Source organism: Lactococcus sp. dk101, from assembly GCF_009601055.1.
Classification (GTDB): domain Bacteria; phylum Bacillota; class Bacilli; order Lactobacillales; family Streptococcaceae; genus Lactococcus.
The window spans coordinates 110,487-128,289 of record NZ_WITI01000002.1 but is presented as its reverse complement, the minus strand read 5'-3'; the positions used below and the strand labels follow the sequence as shown (position 1 = coordinate 128,289).

Annotated in this window: 15 protein-coding genes; all 15 read right to left on the bottom strand. The window is 38.2% G+C overall.

What is annotated here, in order from left to right; translation table 11 throughout:
- Positions 1–10: 10 nt before the first annotated feature.
- Positions 11–1,813, bottom strand: coding sequence for a glycoside hydrolase family 13 protein (locus tag GHI45_RS02505; protein ID WP_147778921.1), 1,803 nt, complete (start codon positions 1,811–1,813; stop codon positions 11–13).
- A gap of 95 nt (positions 1,814–1,908) precedes the next feature.
- Entirely contained in the window at positions 1,909–4,308 is a 2,400-nt protein-coding gene (locus GHI45_RS02500; RefSeq protein WP_147778920.1) for a glycogen/starch/alpha-glucan phosphorylase, read from the bottom strand.
- Between the two features lie 197 nt (positions 4,309–4,505).
- Positions 4,506–5,948, bottom strand: coding sequence for a glycogen synthase GlgA (gene glgA, locus GHI45_RS02495; RefSeq protein ID WP_147778919.1), 1,443 nt, complete (start codon positions 5,946–5,948; stop codon positions 4,506–4,508).
- A gap of 91 nt (positions 5,949–6,039) precedes the next feature.
- Positions 6,040–7,182, bottom strand: a complete 1,143-nt coding sequence (gene glgD / locus GHI45_RS02490; RefSeq protein WP_147778918.1) for a glucose-1-phosphate adenylyltransferase subunit GlgD — start codon at positions 7,180–7,182, stop codon at positions 6,040–6,042.
- A complete protein-coding gene (locus tag GHI45_RS02485) occupies positions 7,172–8,317 on the bottom strand; it encodes a glucose-1-phosphate adenylyltransferase (protein WP_147778917.1) in 1,146 nt (381 codons plus the stop codon). The genes glgD and GHI45_RS02485 overlap by 11 nt, the downstream gene beginning before the upstream one ends.
- Before the next feature lie 160 nt (positions 8,318–8,477).
- Positions 8,478–10,484, bottom strand: coding sequence for a 4-alpha-glucanotransferase (locus tag GHI45_RS02480; RefSeq protein ID WP_147778916.1), 2,007 nt, complete (start codon positions 10,482–10,484; stop codon positions 8,478–8,480).
- A 157-nt stretch (positions 10,485–10,641) separates the two neighbouring features.
- Complete coding sequence (gene nusB, locus GHI45_RS02475) at positions 10,642–11,613, bottom strand: transcription antitermination factor NusB (protein ID WP_147778915.1); 972 nt, start codon at positions 11,611–11,613, stop codon at positions 10,642–10,644.
- Complete coding sequence (locus tag GHI45_RS02470; protein WP_147778914.1) at positions 11,606–12,007, bottom strand: Asp23/Gls24 family envelope stress response protein; 402 nt, start codon at positions 12,005–12,007, stop codon at positions 11,606–11,608. Before GHI45_RS02470 ends, nusB begins: the two co-directional genes overlap by 8 nt.
- A 123-nt stretch (positions 12,008–12,130) precedes the next feature.
- Positions 12,131–12,688 (bottom strand): elongation factor P, encoded by a 558-nt coding sequence (gene efp / locus GHI45_RS02465; protein ID WP_147778913.1) that lies wholly within the window; start codon positions 12,686–12,688, stop codon positions 12,131–12,133.
- A 100-nt stretch (positions 12,689–12,788) separates the two neighbouring features.
- Entirely contained in the window at positions 12,789–13,847 is a 1,059-nt protein-coding gene (locus GHI45_RS02460; RefSeq protein ID WP_147778912.1) for an aminopeptidase P family protein, read from the bottom strand.
- A gap of 118 nt (positions 13,848–13,965) precedes the next feature.
- Entirely contained in the window at positions 13,966–14,859 is an 894-nt protein-coding gene (rsmA, locus tag GHI45_RS02455; RefSeq protein WP_147778911.1) for a 16S rRNA (adenine(1518)-N(6)/adenine(1519)-N(6))-dimethyltransferase RsmA, read from the bottom strand.
- 4 nt (positions 14,860–14,863) lie between these two features.
- Entirely contained in the window at positions 14,864–15,439 is a 576-nt protein-coding gene (gene rnmV / locus GHI45_RS02450) for a ribonuclease M5 (RefSeq protein ID WP_147778910.1), read from the bottom strand.
- Between the two features lie 49 nt (positions 15,440–15,488).
- The gene (locus tag GHI45_RS02445; protein WP_147778909.1) at positions 15,489–16,265 is read right to left on the bottom strand and encodes a TatD family hydrolase; all 777 of its coding nucleotides are present in this window, start codon (positions 16,263–16,265) and stop codon (positions 15,489–15,491) included.
- A gap of 135 nt (positions 16,266–16,400) precedes the next feature.
- Positions 16,401–16,799, bottom strand: coding sequence for a transcriptional regulator Spx (gene spx / locus GHI45_RS02440; RefSeq protein ID WP_147778908.1), 399 nt, complete (start codon positions 16,797–16,799; stop codon positions 16,401–16,403).
- Positions 16,800–17,064: 265 nt separating this feature from the next.
- Positions 17,065–17,595 (bottom strand): hypothetical protein, encoded by a 531-nt coding sequence (locus GHI45_RS02435; RefSeq protein ID WP_187230040.1) that lies wholly within the window; start codon positions 17,593–17,595, stop codon positions 17,065–17,067.
- Positions 17,596–17,803: the final 208 nt, after the last annotated feature.

Here is a 17,803-nt window from a genome sequence, read left to right as displayed (position 1 = left end):
AACGCTGTCTTTATTTTTCTACTTTGAAACTGACATTTGATTTGGCTTCAATCGTAATTTCTTGAAGCATCGCTTTGACTTCTTCTGAAAGGACTTCTTTTTGTGAAAAATGCAAATCCTCAAAATGAAAGTTGACTTGGTCATGTGATGGATTGAACATGCTGACAAAGGCCCCATTAGCATCATATCGCAAAATCCCCAAACAATTATCGGCATAGAAACTTGTAAAACTGCCCGTTCTCAATAAGCTTTCTTGATTGCGAAGTTTTGTCCATTTTTGATAAAGCTGATAATTATCTTCTGGAATATTGTCCCAAGGGAAATATTTTCTGTTGGAAGGATCCTTACCTCCTGTAAGTCCTGCTTCATCGCCATAATAAATACATGGCACACCCGGTAAACTGAACATGAGACCGACAGCATTGGCATTATTTTCTTGTCCAATCATGGTCAAAATACGTTCTGTATCGTGCGTTCCAAGATTATTTAAGTTATTGTAAAAAATATCTGTAGGATAATTCTCAGACAAAATCATCAACTGATGAGCAATATCATATGCAGACATACCACCTGTCAGATAACGAATAATCATATCTCGGAAAGGATAATTCATACAGCCATGTAAACTATCTCCCAAAATATAATCTCGACGTTTTCCATAAGAAATCTTGTTGGAAGCATCTTCCCAAACTTCTCCAATCAAGACCGTATCTTGATATTGGTTCAAATTTTCACGAATGCCTCGAATGAAACTGTCTGGCAATTCATCTGCGACATCTAAACGCCAACCGTCAAGGCCAAAATCATTCCATTTTTGCAAAACAGAATTGGTCTTTCCATAAATAAATTGACGGAAAGACTCATTGTCTTTATCCACTTCTGGTAAATCTTTGATGCCCCACCATGATTTATAATCTTGAGGATAGTCTGTAAACTTGAACCAATCAAAATAAGGGCTTTGGATTGACTGCGTTGCGCCTTCATTTCCCCCATATTGTTTTGAAATATTAAAATAACGTGAATTTTTTCCCACATGAGAAAAGACACCGTCCAGTACCAAATGCATCTGATTGGCATGAAGTTCATCGAGCAGTTCTTTAAAATCTGCTTCGTCACCAAGCATTTCATCGATTTCAAGATAATCATTCGTATCGTAGCGATGATTACTTGTCGCAGAAAAAATAGGGTTCAGATAAATGGCACTGACGCCTAAAGTTTTCAAATAAGGGATTTTTGCCGTAATGCCTTTGAGATTTCCGCCAAAGAAATCCCACCGTGCAATCGCACCATTTTCTTCTTTGACATAAAATGGATCGTCTTTCAAGCTTCCATAAAGAAATGAATTGGCTTTCGGTGCATTGATTTTGCCATCTGGATTGCCATTGTTGAAACGGTCTGGGAAAATCTGATAGAAAACAGCATCTCGATACCAATCAGGTGCTTTATCATCAAAATCGTAAACAGTGACTTGATATGGTTTAACATCTTGTTCAGAAATGTAAAGCACACCCTCGCCATTGTTTTCACTTCTACCATAATAATATTTGACATCTCCCCAGTCTGTTGGCTCAGTAATTTCAAAATAATAGAAATATAAACCATGCCCCACATCAAATTGGACGGATGAGCTGTAAATTCCTGTCTCAATTTCTTGCATTTCAAATTCATGCCGTTGACCAAAATCACGTCGAATGATGAATTTAACCGCAATATTTTCTTTGGTTGATGAAAAATTGATTTTCATGACTTGGCCCGCTTTGATTGCTCCGAAAGGCTGTTTGTATTCAGAATTCCAAGAATTAAAATAGTACATCTCACTCACTCCGTCTCATTATTTTATGGAAATTGATTTGTCATCAATGACAGAATGAACGGCATTGATGACAAAACTGCTTCTATAAAACGTGTTTATTTTTTTTCGTGAATATGCCAAATGTCATCTGCATATTCTCTGATTGTACGGTCTGAACTGAATTTACCAACATTGGCAATATTCATCAAGCTAGCTTTCGTCCAAGCTGTACGGTTTTTATACAATTTTTCCAAATCTTTTTGGGCACGAACGTAATCGTTGAAATCACGAAGCACGAAATATTCATCATTATAAGTTGTTAATGAGTCAAAGATTTCAGGCCCTTCAGCAGTGATATTTGGAATTGTGCCATCGATGAAGGCATCCAAAATGCGATGCACCACTGGATTTTGTTCATAAATATCACGCGCATTGTAGTTGCCGTTCTTGTAATAATCATAAACTTCATCTTTATTCAAACCGAATTTGAAATAGTTACCTTTACCAGCAGCTTCGAAGATTTCGATGTTGGCACCGTCAAGTGTCCCAATCGTAAGCGCACCATTAAGCATGAATTTCATGTTTGATGTTCCTGATGCTTCTTTAGAAGCAAGAGAAATTTGTTCCCCAACGTTTGCCGCAGGAATGATGATTTCAGCTTTGCTGACATTGTAGTTTTCCATAAAGACAACTTTAAGTTTATCGCCGATTTCCTTATCACTATTTATCAAATTGGCAATTTCGTTGATTGCTTTAATGATTGATTTAGCATAATGATAACCAGGTGCTGCTTTAGCACCGAAAATAAAGACGCGTGGCACGACATCAAGTTCTGGTTGGTCTTTGAGGTCAAAATAGAGTTTCAAAATATGCAAAACATTCAACAACTGACGTTTGTAAGCGTGAAGACGTTTTACTTGAACATCGAAAATGGCATCTGGATTAACCGTAATTCCATTATGTTCTTTGATATATGCTGCCAAACGGAGTTTATTATCAAATTTTGCGGCTTGCAGGCGTTCAAGTGTGTTTTCATCATTCTTGTATGCTTCAAGCAATTTCAATTCGTTCAAATTGTGACGCCATGTCTTGCCAATCGTTTCGTCAAGAACAGTTGAAAGGCGTTCGTTTGAGATTTGACTCCAACGGCGGTCAGCAATGCCGTTTGTCTTGTTGTTGAAACGTTCTGGGTAAATCAAGTAGAAATCATGCAATTCAACATCTTTCAACAAATCTGAGTGAAGTTTTGCAACACCATTTGTTGAATGTGAACCGATGATTGACAAGTTTGCCATGTGAATTTGTCCGTCTTTAACGATACGCGTGCTGTGAACAAGTTTTGCACCCACTTTTGGCAAGAGTTCAGCAGTACGACGACGGTCGATTTCGAGAATGATTTGGTAAATACGTGGCAAGAGCGTTTTAACCATGTCTTCTGGCCATTTTTCAAGTGCTTCTGACAAAATCGTGTGGTTAGTATAAGACATGACTTTGACCGTGATGTTCCAAGCACGTTCCCATCCAATGCCGTATTCATCAACCAAAATACGCATGAATTCAGGCACGCAAAGGGCAGGGTGAGTGTCATTGATGTGGACTGAAATAAAGTCAGCAATATGTGTGATTGGCACCTTGTTGACATTTTCAAAGTGCTTAATCAAACGTTGCAGCCCAGCTGAAACGAAGAAATATTCTTGTTTCAAACGGAGCAAACGTCCGTCATAATTTGAGTCATCTGGATAAAGCTCTGCAGAAAGCATAGCTGTTTGGCGCATGTAATCCAGATTTTGGAAACGCAAGTCCAAATCTTTAGGAACTTCTGAACGCCAGAGGCACATATTATTTACGGTTGTATTTTCAAAACCAACCATTGGGGTGTCATAAGGGACAGCGAGTACACGTTCTTGATTTCTGTAACGTGGTGTTAGATTGCCTTTGCCATCTTCTTCAAGCCAAACTTCGCCACCAAAACGCACTTCAAATGCTTTATCAGAACGACGCACTTCCCAAGGATTACCATTATCAAGCCATGAGTCTGGCAATTCTACTTGGTAACCATCAACGATTTTTTGTTTGAAAAGGCCATAGCTGTAACGAATTCCGTTTCCGTTCAATGGAATTCCTGTTGAAGCTGCAGAGTCAAGGAAGCATGACCCCAAGCGTCCAAGTCCACCATTCCCAATCGCCATATCTGGTTCCATTTCAGCGATGGTATCCAAATCAATGCCTAAATCAGACAAGCCTTCACGGACTGTATCCATAATTCCCAAGTTCAATAAATTGCTCTTGAGCATTTTGCCTGGTAAAAATTCAATGGAGAAATAGTAGGCTTGTTTTTTCTTTGATTCGTCTTTATATTCGTTGTCGTCTTGCCAAATGGTTGAGTAATATGCTTTTACTACTGATGCTACAGCGGCGAATGTTTCAATAGGGCCAGCTTTTTCAACGTCAGTCGCAAATTTTGTAGTCAGTCTTTTTTCAAAATCTTGTTTAAATTGCTTTTTAGTAAGTTTCAAATTACACCTCTTTTTTCTAGTTCCTGATTGGATTTTCTGTTGTTGGCCAGTTCGAATAGAGATGCATTTTTAAACTGGAATTAAGCAGAGTTCAAGCTCTAGTGAAGTAGTTTTACTACATCACACATATTCTATCAAAATATTCTGATTTACGCAACCGCTTGCGTATTTTTTAGCGTATTTTTTTAATTTTTCGATTATTTTAAGGCAGCTTGGTAGAGTTCAATATAAAGTTGCGCCTTACTTTCCCAAGAAAAATCTTCTGTCATTGCTGACAAGACCACTTGGTCAAAGTCTGCTTTGTTTTCTTGATACAGTTGAACCGCTTTTTGAACCGTTTTGGTCAAGGTATAGCCGTCAAATTGGACAAAGCCAAAGCCTGTTCCCGTTTTCGTTGACGGATTGTAAGGAATGACAGTATCTTTCAGGCCTCCGATTTCATGCACAATTGGCAAGGTTCCATAACGCATGGAAATCATTTGAGACAGGCCACAAGGTTCAAATGCTGAAGGCATGAGGAACAAATCGCTCGCCGCATAAATTTCTTGGGCAAATTGAAGATTGAAAGCAATATTTGTTGAAATTTTATCAGGATAGTGAGCAGCAAAATACTTGAAGCCATCTTCGATATATGGGAAGCCCGTTCCTAAGAGAACGATTTGGACATCTTCTTTCAAGATGTGATCGAGTTCTGACAGCACCAAATCAAATCCTTTTTGGTCAGTCAATCGGCTGACCATTCCAATCAATGGCTTGTCAGCTTTGACAGGAAGGCCTAATTTTTCTTGTAAGTCAGCTTTCATCTTGGCTTTGCCGGAAAGATCTTTCTTGCTAAAATGATGAGCAATCAATGGATCCGTTTCAGGATTAAAGACATCATAATCAATCCCATTGAGAATACCTGAGAGTTTGCCTGAAATAAAGTTCAAAATGGGTTCAAGACCACAGCCAAACTCGGCCGTTTTGATTTCTTCAGCATAGCTTGGCGAAACGGTATTAACCTTGTCAGCATAGAGCAAGCCAGCTTTTAGCATGTTAAGCATATTGTCATGTCTGACAACACCTTCATTGAAACGCTCCATGCCCATACCAAACAAATCAATCAAAGCATTGCCTTGTAACCAGCCCTGAAATTGCATGTTGTGAATGGTCAAGACCGTTTTAATGTCTTTATAAGCGTTAATCCAGTTGAATTTTTCTTTCAAAAGGAATGGAACCATCGCCGTCTGCCAGTCATTGACATGAATAATATCAGGAATGTCATCCAATTTTTCGAGGAGCTGACAAATGGCCAAATCAAAGAATGCGAAACGTTCCCCATCGTTGTTGTAGCCATAAAGTCCTTTTCCAGCGAAATAATGTTCATTATCTAGGAAATAATATTTTACGCCGTCACGAACAAGACTTTTGACCCCAACGTATTCACGACGCCAGCCCACATTGACGAAGTCCCAGAATTCATCTTTCAACTCTTTTTTGTAAACTTCTTTCATTTCGTCCTTGAAATAAGGCAAAATGACTGCGATTTGGTCTGTTTCTTTTTTCTTTGCTAATTCTTTTGGAAGCGCGCCTGCGACATCACCGAGCCCACCCGTTTTAAAGAATGGTGCACATTCACTGGCGGCAAATAGAATTTTCATGAGGTTCTCCTTATTCTTTTCTTTAAAGACTTGTCAACGCTGACAGAATTCTATCAGCGCTGACCTTTGATTTATTTTGAAGTGTGTCTAATTAAAGTTCAATCACATCTTCAGTAACGACTGAACCTTTTGGAATGACAACTGGTTTTTCCTTTGTTCCAATGACAGAAACGCCATTTTCAATGACAACATTTTTGTCAATGATGGCATATTTAACCACTGCATTTTCTTTGACTTTAGAATTGGTAAACAAGAGTGAAGCTTCAACAGTAGCCCCTGCTTCAACCGCTGATGCACGAGAAATAAGTGACTCTTTTACATTTCCTTCAACGATACAGCCCGAACCAAGTTGAGAGTTTTCTACGCTACTTTCTGGTGAGAAATAAGTTGGTACTTCATTTTTGATTTTCGTATAAACAGGTTGGCTTGAATAAAGCAATGACGTAAAGTTTGCAGGATTGAGCATCATCATATTGGCATCATAAAATGATTTCACATCTTTGATATTACTCATGTAGCCTGTATATTCGTAGCCATTGACATCCAAATCATCGAGATGAACGCGAACCAAATGTGAAATAGATGCAATTTCTTCTGCTTCTTGCATTTTCATGATGAAGTCAATCAACCATTCAGTATTGACGATGAAAAGATTCAAACAGAGGTTTTCTTTTTCTTGTAAATCCTCTACTTGGTTAGTATAGCAATGTTTCAAGCCATCTTCTTCAAATCGGAAAATGGTATCAAACGGTGCTGCAACTTCAGATTCGACTTTTTTATAAACGGCTGTCACATTTTTTCCTGATTGTTTATGCAAACGTAAAACGGCTTGCAAATCAACATCACAAACAAATTTGCTACCAATCAAAACAGTATAAGGTGCTTTTGATTTGCGTAGGAAATTGATGTGTTGGGCAAAATATTGTTTGCCTTCTGCTTTAAGTCGGTCAAAATCTTGTTGGATATAGATAAAGAAACGACTGTTTAGGCCATCAAGTCCCCATTCTGTTCCTGACCCTAAGTGGTCAAAAACGGACTGTGTTTCGCCTTGGTTAAATGTCATGAAAATGCTATCCACGTGCGCATTTGACAATGAAGAAAGTGGGAAGTCAATCAAACGATATTTGCATTCAAAGGGAAGCGTTGACAGTGGGCGTTCATCAACGAGTGGTTTAAGCTCTGGATTATGTGTGACATTTGAAAGCATGCCGACCATTTTGTTACTATTGTTCATCTTTATTATCCCCCTTGATTTCGCCATGTCCGACAACTAAAATGTCGTCTGGTGTTCCTATGATTTCAACATTATCACCGATTTTCGCATTTTCGCCAACGATGGCATACTTAATGGTGACATTCTCGCCAATGGTCGTGCCAGACATGATAAAGCTGTCCTCGATGACCGTATTGCCTTGAACTTGAACGTTTTGCGACAGGATAGAGTGATGAATGCGTCCGCTGACGTAGCAACCATCGCCCACAAGAGAATCTTTCACATCTGCATCAGCTGTGACATATTGAGGGGCTGAAATGTCATTACGGCTATAAATCCGCCAAGATTTATCGGTAATGTCCAATTCCATTTGTAAATCAAGGAATTCCATGCTGGCTTGGTGCAATGAACCAATTGTGCCGACGTCCTTCCAGTAACCTTTGAAGCGATAAGCAAAGACATTCTCGCCAGATTCGATATAAGCAGGAATAACATCGCCACCGAAGTCTTCCATTGGATTTCCTTTAGAATAGCCATTGACAAGGACTTCACGAAGTCGTTTCCAGTTAAAAATGTAAATTCCCATTGAAGCCAAATTTGATTTTGGTTCTTTTGGTTTTTCTTCAAATTCGATGATCCGATCAGCTTCGTCGGTGTTCATAATCCCAAAACGGCTGGCTTCATCAAGTGGCACTTCCATTACAGAAACGGTCAATGAAGCACCGCGTTCTTTATGACTTTCAAGCATTGCTTCATAGTCCATTTTGTAAATATGGTCACCCGACAAAATCAAAACGTATTCTGGATTGAGTTGGTCAATGTATGCAATATTTTGATAGACCGCATGAGAAGTCCCTTCAAACCATTTCGAGCCTTCTTGAGATGAATAAGGTTGTAGAATTGTGACACCCGAATTGACGCCGTTTAAGCCCCAAGGTGCCCCATTTCCGATGTGTGAATTCAAAACTAAAGGTTGATATTGTGTGATAACACCAACGTTTTTCACGTTTGAATTTGTACAATTTGATAAAGCAAAGTCAATAATACGATAACGGCCGCCAAAAGGAACGGCTGGTTTAGCCACATCTTTTGTCAATTTACCAAGACGTGTCCCTTGACCGCCTGCAAGAATAAGACCCAACATTTCAATACCCATATTGAAACCTCCATTTATTTAACTATATTATAATTTTATAATCATAATCACATAATTCAAAATGATATCTGAGCTTCTATAAAAAAATTGTGCAAATTGTTCGGAATTAACAAACTATTCAGTTATTTTGTTCGCAATTTAAGCTCATCTATCTTGACAACTAATCAACACGTTTCGAATGGCTGATGAGTTCTGTCAGTAAAGCTGTAAATTTATCATTGCTGACCAAGTCTTCCAAATCAAGATGGAGACGGTAGCGCCAGTAATGGAAAGGATTAGCAGGAACATTGATTTGTTCTGCTTTAGGATTGGGATAACGTAATTCTTCACTGAGGCCCAGCCAATCTTGTATTGGAAGTGCAACAATCATCGCATTGCTATTAAGATTGCGTTTGATGATTTGCTCAATGATTTCAACAGAAGCGTCGCGTGGTGCTGGTCCCTGCCAGCCCATGACTTCATTGTAATAACGCTGTGTGTTTTCTTGATTTTCAGTCCACCAAGCCCGAAGATTACTGGTATCATGACTTGATGTTGTCACTACTGACAAGTATGGTGCATATTCTAAACGGCTGACAAATTGATCATCGCTCGGCATCCGCTCAACAATCAAACGTAAAATTTCTAAGCGGTACATGACATCTGGAACATTATCAGGCACCATTCCCAAATCTTCGCCACATGCCAACATAGGCGTGGCATTTTTAATGATTGGCAATTTTTCATAGGCCCGTTCTTTCCAGAAGTCATAATTTCGACCGTAAAAATAATCATTGTAAAGTCGATTGAGACGTTCTTGATATTCTGCACCGATTTCTCTAAAGGACGATGTATTTTGAAGATTAATCCGTGGATGATAGCGATAATGATCTTGGTGATCATGCACAAACAAGACATTTTCATGAAGTTGATAAAGTCCTAAGCGAACCCATTCTTCAAGATGTGCTGCTTCAACCTTACGCTGACTATCAAATTTTTTCTTGAAGCGGTAATTTCCATAGCCTGCATAATCCAGAAATTCTTGAATGACAAAATCTCGATAATCACGGCCGAAAATCTCATCAATCACCCAATCTTTAATAAACGGTTGAGTGAAGCGCTCAATTCCCCAAGCCCGAAAAGGAATGCCGTAATTATCTTCGATTTCTTGATCCGTCATGGCAATAGCTGGAGAAAAATGCCCCAACAAGCCACGCACACTATCTTTTGGCATTTCCCAAATTCGGAAAAAGCCCAAAATATGATCCAAACGATAAGCATCAAAATACTCACTCATGGCAAGCATCCGTTGCTTCCACCAGCCATAGCCATCTTTTGCCATTTCTTCCCAATGATATGTCGGGAAGCCCCAGTTTTGACCATTGACCGCAAAGACATCTGGCGGAGCACCTGCCTGCATGTCCAAATGAAAGAGTTCTGGACTCGTCCAAGCATCAACTGAATCATGTGCAATTCCGATTGCAATATCGCCTTTGATGGCAATGCCCAACTGATGACAGTAAGCTACCGCTTCTTGTAATTGCTGGTGCAACAGAAACTGAACAAAGACTGACAAATCTAATGCTTCCGCTTTTTCCTTGTCTTCCCTCAGATTTTCATAAACCTGTTCACTATAAGTTGTAGCGTCCGTCCATTGTGAAAAATCAGCGGTCCCATAAGTATCACGCAAAACAGTAAAGCTCGCATAGGCATTCAACCAAAAATTATTTTTCTTCACAAATTTTTGATATTCCATGCTCTTTCTGACTTGATTGCCCCGTTTTTTATGAACCCGTTTCAAATAGTCCCATTTTAGGGCTAAAACACGTTCATAATCGATTTGTTCCAGTGCATTCAGTTCCTTTTCTGCAGCCTTTAATCTGGCTTTCTCAGGTTCTGTAAAGTCCTCCATGAAGGCATGCAAATCAACAAAAATAGGATGTAGTGCAAATACCGAAATTGCTCGATATGGATAAGAATCCCGCCAGTCCATAAAGGTTGTTGTATCATTGATTGGCAGCAACTGAATCAAATCAATTTTTGATCGATGTGCGAAATCAGCCAAATATTTCAAATCTGAAAATTGTCCGATTCCTGTTGATTGTTTACTCCGTAGTGCGAAAACCGGCACAGCAACTCCCGTATAATGTGCTTTCTTTTCATATGGTTTAATCGAAAATGTCTCCATTAAATTACCCCTTTGTTTCACTTTTATTAAAAATCATATCTCTTAAAGAAACCGCTCTCATAGGTATATAATACCGCAAAATATTCAAAATTTCCACTATTTGTCAATGAAAAAGCAAAAAAAAATGAACCCCGAAAAGTTCATTTTTAATACATTTTTATTTCTTTATTAAGTTAGTCAAAACGCCGTTGACAAAACGACTTGACTTGACATCACTAAAGTCTTTTGAAAGTTCAATCGCTTCATTGACTGCAACAACATCTGGTGTTTCAGTGTAGGCAATCTCAAAAGCACCAACACTCAAAATCACACGTTCAATCAAAGTCAACCGTTCAAAGCTCCAGTTTTTTGCCAAGTGTTCTGAAATTTGGTTTTCAAGTGTTTCTTGATGTTCAAGAACGCCGTCAATCAAACTTGTAAAATAGGCTGGTGCTTCAATATCAAGCGGATCTTCATTATCATAGTTCAAAACATATTGCTCTGTTTTTTCAAGCAATGCTTTTTCTTGAGCTTGATGTTTTACTTCCGCTTTTTCAAGTTCTGGTTTTAATTCAGTCATCAAAGTTACAGGTTTGAAAAATTCGACAGTATATTTTTCACGAACGTTTTCATGAACCAGTGCAAATACGTTATTGAATGTTTCAAAGGCTTGTTCTGGGCTTGCTTCTTTAGGAAGCGCGCGCAAATATTCAAGCACTTTATTAGAAACAGGTGTTTCTTCAAAATCAATACTAAAGAATTTAACGATATTCAAATTGGCAAAGACACCGTTGAACAATTCTAAGGCTTCATTGTCACGCATTTTTTTAGTGTATCCACCAAAGTCACGAACAAATGCAACCGCATTGTACAAGGCACTATGATCAAGATCAATGCCAAGAATATCATAAATTTCAACGAGCTTACTCAAACTTGAAGTGAAACGTTTTTGAAAACCACGAATGACAATTCTATCATCTTGGTATTCCACTTCAAAACGAGGCGTACGTTCCAAAACAGTTTCGATTTTACCGACGTAGTATCGGAAGTTTTTAATCACATCCTCTGACATTTCACGTTGAACTTGGAAACTGTAAAGCGTTTGTACAGCTCGTTGGCGGATATCATGTTGAGTTAGCTTTTTAGGCATTGAAGAATCCCTCATCAAACAGGTCCGCAAAACTTGGTTTTGGTAATTTTTCAGTTACCACACCGACCACATGAATGTTAACATCATCAACGATAATTTCAGTAGTTTGAGCGACTGCTTCTTTCACTTCTTTTTGAATTTTTGTAGCAACAGTTGGAACACTTACGCCATAAGTAAGATAAACATAAATTTCAACAGTCACTTTGTCGTCTTTTGTATCAATATAAACGCCACGACCTTCAGCCTTTTTACCAAGACTATCAGCAAGACGTTTGTTACGAAGTGCATAAACACCATCAATCTTTGCAGTAGTGATGCCGATAATGACTTCCAGAACTTCAGGAGCAATAACAATGTCGCCTAATTCTTCTGTATGAACAGTTTTTTCTGCCATCTTTTATTCCTCATTTTCATTGAATCACGCTTTCGTTTCGAAAAACAAAGCGCTGCTTAGTCACAAAAACCTGTCAGTACTGACAAGATTTGGAATTCATTGAATTGGTTAATTCAAATGGAATTAAGCACGTTTCAAGTATGTTCCGTTTTGTGTATTGATTTCAAGTTTTGTTCCGATTTCAACGAAGTCTGGAACGTTAACAACGAGTCCAGTTTCCATTGTTGCTGGTTTACCAGAACCTGTAACTGTCGCACCTTTGATTGAAGGTTGAGTGTCAGTAACAGTCAAGACAACAGTTGTAGGAAGTGAAAGACCGATCACTTCTGTACCGAAGAATTGGATTTTAACTTCTTCGTTTTCAAGAATGTAGAGCAATTCGTCTTTAACTTGTTCAACAGGAATTTCGTATTGATCATAAGTTTCAGTATTCATGAAGAAGGCTGTACCATCCATCTTGTAAAGGTATTGTGCACCTACAGTATCGATAACAGCTTGTTCATATTTATCATCAGGACGGTATGTATCATCGAAAGTAGAACCTGTACGTACATCTTTCAATTTCATACGCATGATTGTGTTCCCTTTACCTGGTTTGTGGTGGCTTGCTTCTACTACGCGGAGGAGTTTGTCTCCATTGAGGAATGTCATACCAGATTTTAGTTCGTGTGCTGCAACCATTATTATTTATTCTCCTTAGAAATTACATTTATTTTCGCTTTTATTATCTGAATAAGAAGCGGATTACATCATCTCATTGTACCATAAGATTTGATATTTTTCAAATAACGATGAGCGTTTTTGGTGCATTTGTTAGAACTTCACAGCCATTTTTGGTGATGAGCAAATCATCCTCAATTCGAACCCCTGAAAATTCTGGAATATAAATTCCTGGTTCATCCGTAACAATCATATTTTCTTCTAAAAATTGATCCGTCATTTTCTGATTAAAATAAGGAATTTCGTGAATATCTAAGCCTACACCATGGCCAATCCCGTGTGTAAAGTACTTACCGTAGCCAGCTTCTTCAATCACTTGACGGGGAATGCGGTCAAAATCAGCGTAGCTTAGGCCTGCTTTCGCTTTTTCAATCAATGCTTGATTGGCTTTTTGCACCACGTGATAAATTTCAGCTACTTTAGGATCGGCTTCACCAACAAAAATAGTCCGGGTCATATCGCTCGCATAATGGTCATAATAACATCCAAAGTCCATTGTCACCGTATCGCCAAACTCAATCGTCTTGTGGCTAGCCACTCCATGCGGCAAACTGCTTCTGTGACCGCTGGCAATAATGGTGTCAAAGCTGATACCACTTGCGCCCATTTCACGCATTTTAAAATCTAAGAAATTGGCGATTTCGATTTCAGTGCGCCCAGGTTCAATAAATTTTAAGGCCTCCATAAAGGTAGCATCTGAGATTGCACAGGCTTTTTTCATTTTATTGATTTCATCTTCGTCTTTAAATTGGCGTAATTCCATCAGGAAATTTTGGCTGGCAAACAATGTTACTTCAGGCAGTCGGGTCGCAAGTTGATTGAAAAAACTGTATTCGACATTTTCTTCAAAGCCCAGTCTTTTAATCTTCTCAAACTCAAGAAGCGCAGGTAATTGACCAATCGGATCGCGTGTTTCGATGATTTCAAATCCTGAAATCAATGCTTTTGCCATTTCGCTGTAACGACTGTCCGTCATAAAAATGTTGCGTTCTTTGGTCAATAAAATACAGCCTGCTGTCCCTGAAAATCCAGTCAAGTAATAAATATTTTTCATGTCCGTAATCAATAAAGCTGGCAAATCTTGGGCTGCCATTTTTGTTTTTACATTTTCAACTCTCATGTGCTCTCCTTCAAATCCATTGCTTTGACCAAAAAGACTTCTCAATACTATGACTTTTGGCTTATTCCAATCATAGCAAAAATCACCAGCTTCTGCTAGTGATTTCTGATAATTTATTTTATTTTTTAAGCGGCATCAAGGCGTCTGCCAGATGGGCAAATTCTGGAATCGAAAGTGCTTCAGCACGCACACTTGGAGAAATTTCTGCTTGGGTCAAGCATTTTTCAATTTCTGGCTTGGCATCTTTCCCAAATTCAGCCTGCATGTTGTTCAACAAGGTTTTTCTACGGTGAACAAAACCGGCATGCATGATTTTGAAGAACCATGTTTCGTCTTCGACTTCTACCAAAGGTTTTTCACGACGGGTCATTTTCAAAATGGCCGAATCTACATTTGGCGCAGGAATAAAGACGGTTCGTGGCACGATAAAGGCGACTTGGGCTTCCATGTAATACTGAACAGCAATCGACAAAGAACCATAAGCTTTGGTTTTTGGATTGGCTGCAATCCGATCGGCTACTTCTTTTTGCATCATGACAACAAATTCAGCAAAAGGAATTTTAGATTCAATCAAATGCATCAAAATCGGTGTCGTAATATAATAAGGCAAGTTTGCGACCACTTTAATCGGCAAGTTTGGATTTTTAAATTTGGCAATTTCAGCAGCCAAATCCACCTTCAAAATGTCCGCATTGACTAAGATAAAATTATCATATTCTGCCAAAGTTTCGTCCAAAATTGGAATTAAGGTTTTATCAATTTCAAAAGCCATGACTTCAGCTGCTTCTTCAAGCAAATACTGTGTCAATGAACCAATTCCTGGTCCAATTTCAATCACGTTAACTGCTTCTGATAATTCTGCGGTTGCCGTAATCTTAGTCAAGATATTGTGGTCTGTCAGGAAATTTTGTCCAAATTTTTTCTTGAAATTAAAATCATGACGACGCAAAATATCCTGTGTTCTAATCACATTTGCGATACGGCTAATCTCTGTTTTTTCTGTTTTTGTCATTCTTCTATTGTATCACATTCCCATATTTTTTCATTGCTTGGTCCACTTCGTCAAGACCAATGCCAAACATATTCAGACGCTTCAAGAGTTGTTTCCCATTGGCATAACCAATCCGAAGCTCCGTACACAAAAAATCACGTCGTTTACGACTGTCTGCGCCCATAACTAATCCATAAGCCATCAAATCACTGACCGTCAATCCATTTTCATTTCTGTCAGGACTGACAGAAGTTTCAACTTGATTGAGGGCGGCTTCTAAAGCCGTGAAATCAGCGTGTTCAACGCCAAGTGAATGTCCTTTTGATTTTGATTTTGGCACCCCTTCATCACGTTGAATAAAGGCATGCTGAGCCGTCGGAATGGCTGCCATGATGATTTTTCGAATGCGCTCACCTTGAAAATCAGGGTCTGTAAAAACGATAATTCCCTGTTTTTCATGTAATATTTTTAATCGTTCCAAATCGGTTTGATTGATACTTGAGCCGTTTGTTTCATAAGTGTTGACCTCATAGAAACGTTTTAAATTGGCCGTATCATCTCGCCCTTCAACAACGATTATTTTGTTAATTTTTTTCTTCATTTTTTCTAATTTCTGTCTCTTGAAGTTCATACAATGCTAAAAAAGGAACTTATCTTTGCACTTTTTTAAAAATGGCAAGTGCATTTTGGTAAGTCTGCTCAGCAACGTCTTCTTTTGACATGCCTCGCAATTCAGCAATTTTTTCAACAACAAATTGAGTATAAGCCGGTGTATTTTCTCGTCCACGAAATGGCACTGGCGTCAAATAAGGCGCATCAGTCTCCACCAGTATTTTATCCATAGGCAAATGTTGTGCTGCATTTTGCTCATCTAAAGCCTTTTTAAAAGTGACAACACCAGAAAACGAAATCATCATACCAAGCGCAGCAAAACGTTCAGCATCAGCCAAACTTCCTGAAAAAGAATGCATGATTCCACCCGCAGGGCCGACACCTTCATCTTTAATGATTTTGTAAGTATCTTCTAATGCATCACGGGTATGCACTTGAAACGGAACATTCATTTCTTTTGAAATCTGAATTTGCCGTCTAAAAACACGCTCTTGCACCTCTTTTGGCTGTACCATCCAATGATAATCTAACCCAATCTCGCCAACGGCAAGCACTTTAGGCTTTGTCAGCTCTGACAAGAGATATGCTTCCGCTTTTTCGTCAAACTCGCCAGCATCATCTGGATGCCAACCAATCGTAGCATAGCAAGGTTCAAATTGTTCCGCAATCGAAACAGCAAGCTGATTGAGCTTCATGTTGCTGCCCACATTATTTATTTTAGTGACACCAAATTCCTGCGCTTTTCCAATTTCTTCTGCCAAGCGATTGGCAAAGGGAGCGTCATTCAAATGGGTGTGCGTATCGAAAATTTCCATGCCCTTATTATAGCACACTTCGCTTGATGGCATTTTATGAAAATGCCAAATAAAAGAAGCTCTGATATTTTTATCAAAATTGAAAACAAAAAAAGACGTGAAAACGTCTATAAAAATTCCGATTTTTTAAATAAATTAAATTGCACTACGTAAACGAGAGCCACCATTTTCAAGGATACGAACAGTACGTGGCAAAAAGGCACGAATTTCTTCTTCGTTGTAACCAACGTGAAGACGTTTTTCGTCCATAATAATAGGACGGCGCATAATTTGTGGGTTTTCAGAAATAATTTGAATTGCTCTTGATAAAGAGAGGTCTTCAAAATCGACACCAAGTGTTTTCACAAAACGATTACGACTTGAAATTAGACCTTCGACACCATCGTCGCATTTTTCAAGAATTCGGCTGATTTCTTCAACTGACAATGGATTAGCAATAATATTACGTTCTTCAAACGGAATGCGGTGATAAGAAAGCCATGTTTTTGCTTTCTTGCAGCTCGTACAAGACGGAGCTGTATAAATAGTAATCATTTTTTCTCCTTCATATAAGTATCTGTGATTTCAAAACAAATAAAAACCCACAGGTTTTCTTGTTTGATTTGTTTTTCATTTATCTAATAGTGTTTAGTAAACGGCAAACTCACGATTGTTCAATTATATCATAAAAGTGTAATGAAAAAAAGACCGTTTTGGACTTTTTTTTAATTTTTTTTAAAATAATTTGATAAAAAATGGAAATAAAAAAATGTCAGCGTTCACAAGCTGACTTTTATCAAATGTGCGACTGACATCTGGATTAAATATCGTAATGTTGACGTTTCAAAAGTGCCGGATAAATATTTTTTGCTTTATTGAGTTCACGTTTTTTGGATTCAATATCGTCAGTAATCTCAACTGAGAAATTTTCAAAAATTGGACGTGATTCTTTAAAAATATATCCTCCATTTTTCAGATCTTGCTCATCATCAAAAACAGCCAAATAATGTGACAATTTCTTAAAGAAAGTGTTCAAATAATAAGTTGGCAGGTAAAGATTATACATTGATGAGTAATTTTTAAGAAAATTATAATCATAAAATGGGACTTTTACATCGCTTTGAGGATTGATCAAAGCTGTGTCATCATCTGCAATTGGACGATTTAAAATTTCAATGATTTTTTGATTTAATGTGTTTCTCGCTTCAATTTCACGAATGAGTTTTTCCACAGCCAAACGCTTTTTATACCGATTTTCGTCGTATATTTTATAAATAAATATTCCAGCAATGGTCAACCAACAACCAAGCACTAAACCAACAACCATGGCAATAATGAGTTCTGTATTCATGAACCCATTATAGCAAATAAGTCAGACTTTGTGAACTTTTTTAAGAGACAAATGCTGATTTTTTCACATTTTTCTCATGAAAATCTTTTCTTTTGACCTTTTCTGACCTTTATTTTATAATATTACTATACTGAATCAGCAAAAGCAAAGTCTTATCTGTTGATTCAAGCTGTGGCAAATCTGTGATTTTTTATGGCATGGATTTGCA

What these genes read in the sequence shown, in the direction of transcription:
- GHI45_RS02460 (WP_147778912.1), bottom strand. Translation starts at nt 13,847, where the DNA reads ATGAGAGTTGAAAATGTAAAAACAAAAATGGCAGCCCAAGATTTGCCA.
- glgD (WP_147778918.1), bottom strand. Translation starts at nt 7,182, where the DNA reads ATGAACAATAGTAACAAAATGGTCGGCATGCTTTCAAATGTCACACAT.
- GHI45_RS02445 (WP_147778909.1), bottom strand. Translation starts at nt 16,265, where the DNA reads ATGGAAATTTTCGATACGCACACCCATTTGAATGACGCTCCCTTTGCC.
- GHI45_RS02470 (WP_147778914.1), bottom strand. Translation starts at nt 12,007, where the DNA reads ATGGCAGAAAAAACTGTTCATACAGAAGAATTAGGCGACATTGTTATT.
- nusB (WP_147778915.1), bottom strand. Translation starts at nt 11,613, where the DNA reads ATGCCTAAAAAGCTAACTCAACATGATATCCGCCAACGAGCTGTACAA.
- GHI45_RS02435 (WP_187230040.1), bottom strand. Translation starts at nt 17,595, where the DNA reads ATGAATACAGAACTCATTATTGCCATGGTTGTTGGTTTAGTGCTTGGT.
- GHI45_RS02505 (WP_147778921.1), bottom strand. Translation starts at nt 1,813, where the DNA reads ATGTACTATTTTAATTCTTGGAATTCTGAATACAAACAGCCTTTCGGA.
- glgA (WP_147778919.1), bottom strand. Translation starts at nt 5,948, where the DNA reads ATGAAAATTCTATTTGCCGCCAGTGAATGTGCACCATTCTTTAAAACG.
- GHI45_RS02480 (WP_147778916.1), bottom strand. Translation starts at nt 10,484, where the DNA reads ATGGAGACATTTTCGATTAAACCATATGAAAAGAAAGCACATTATACG.
- GHI45_RS02485 (WP_147778917.1), bottom strand. Translation starts at nt 8,317, where the DNA reads ATGGGTATTGAAATGTTGGGTCTTATTCTTGCAGGCGGTCAAGGGACA.
- rsmA (WP_147778911.1), bottom strand. Translation starts at nt 14,859, where the DNA reads ATGACAAAAACAGAAAAAACAGAGATTAGCCGTATCGCAAATGTGATT.
- efp (WP_147778913.1), bottom strand. Translation starts at nt 12,688, where the DNA reads ATGGTTGCAGCACACGAACTAAAATCTGGTATGACATTCCTCAATGGA.
- rnmV (WP_147778910.1), bottom strand. Translation starts at nt 15,439, where the DNA reads ATGAAGAAAAAAATTAACAAAATAATCGTTGTTGAAGGGCGAGATGAT.
- spx (WP_147778908.1), bottom strand. Translation starts at nt 16,799, where the DNA reads ATGATTACTATTTATACAGCTCCGTCTTGTACGAGCTGCAAGAAAGCA.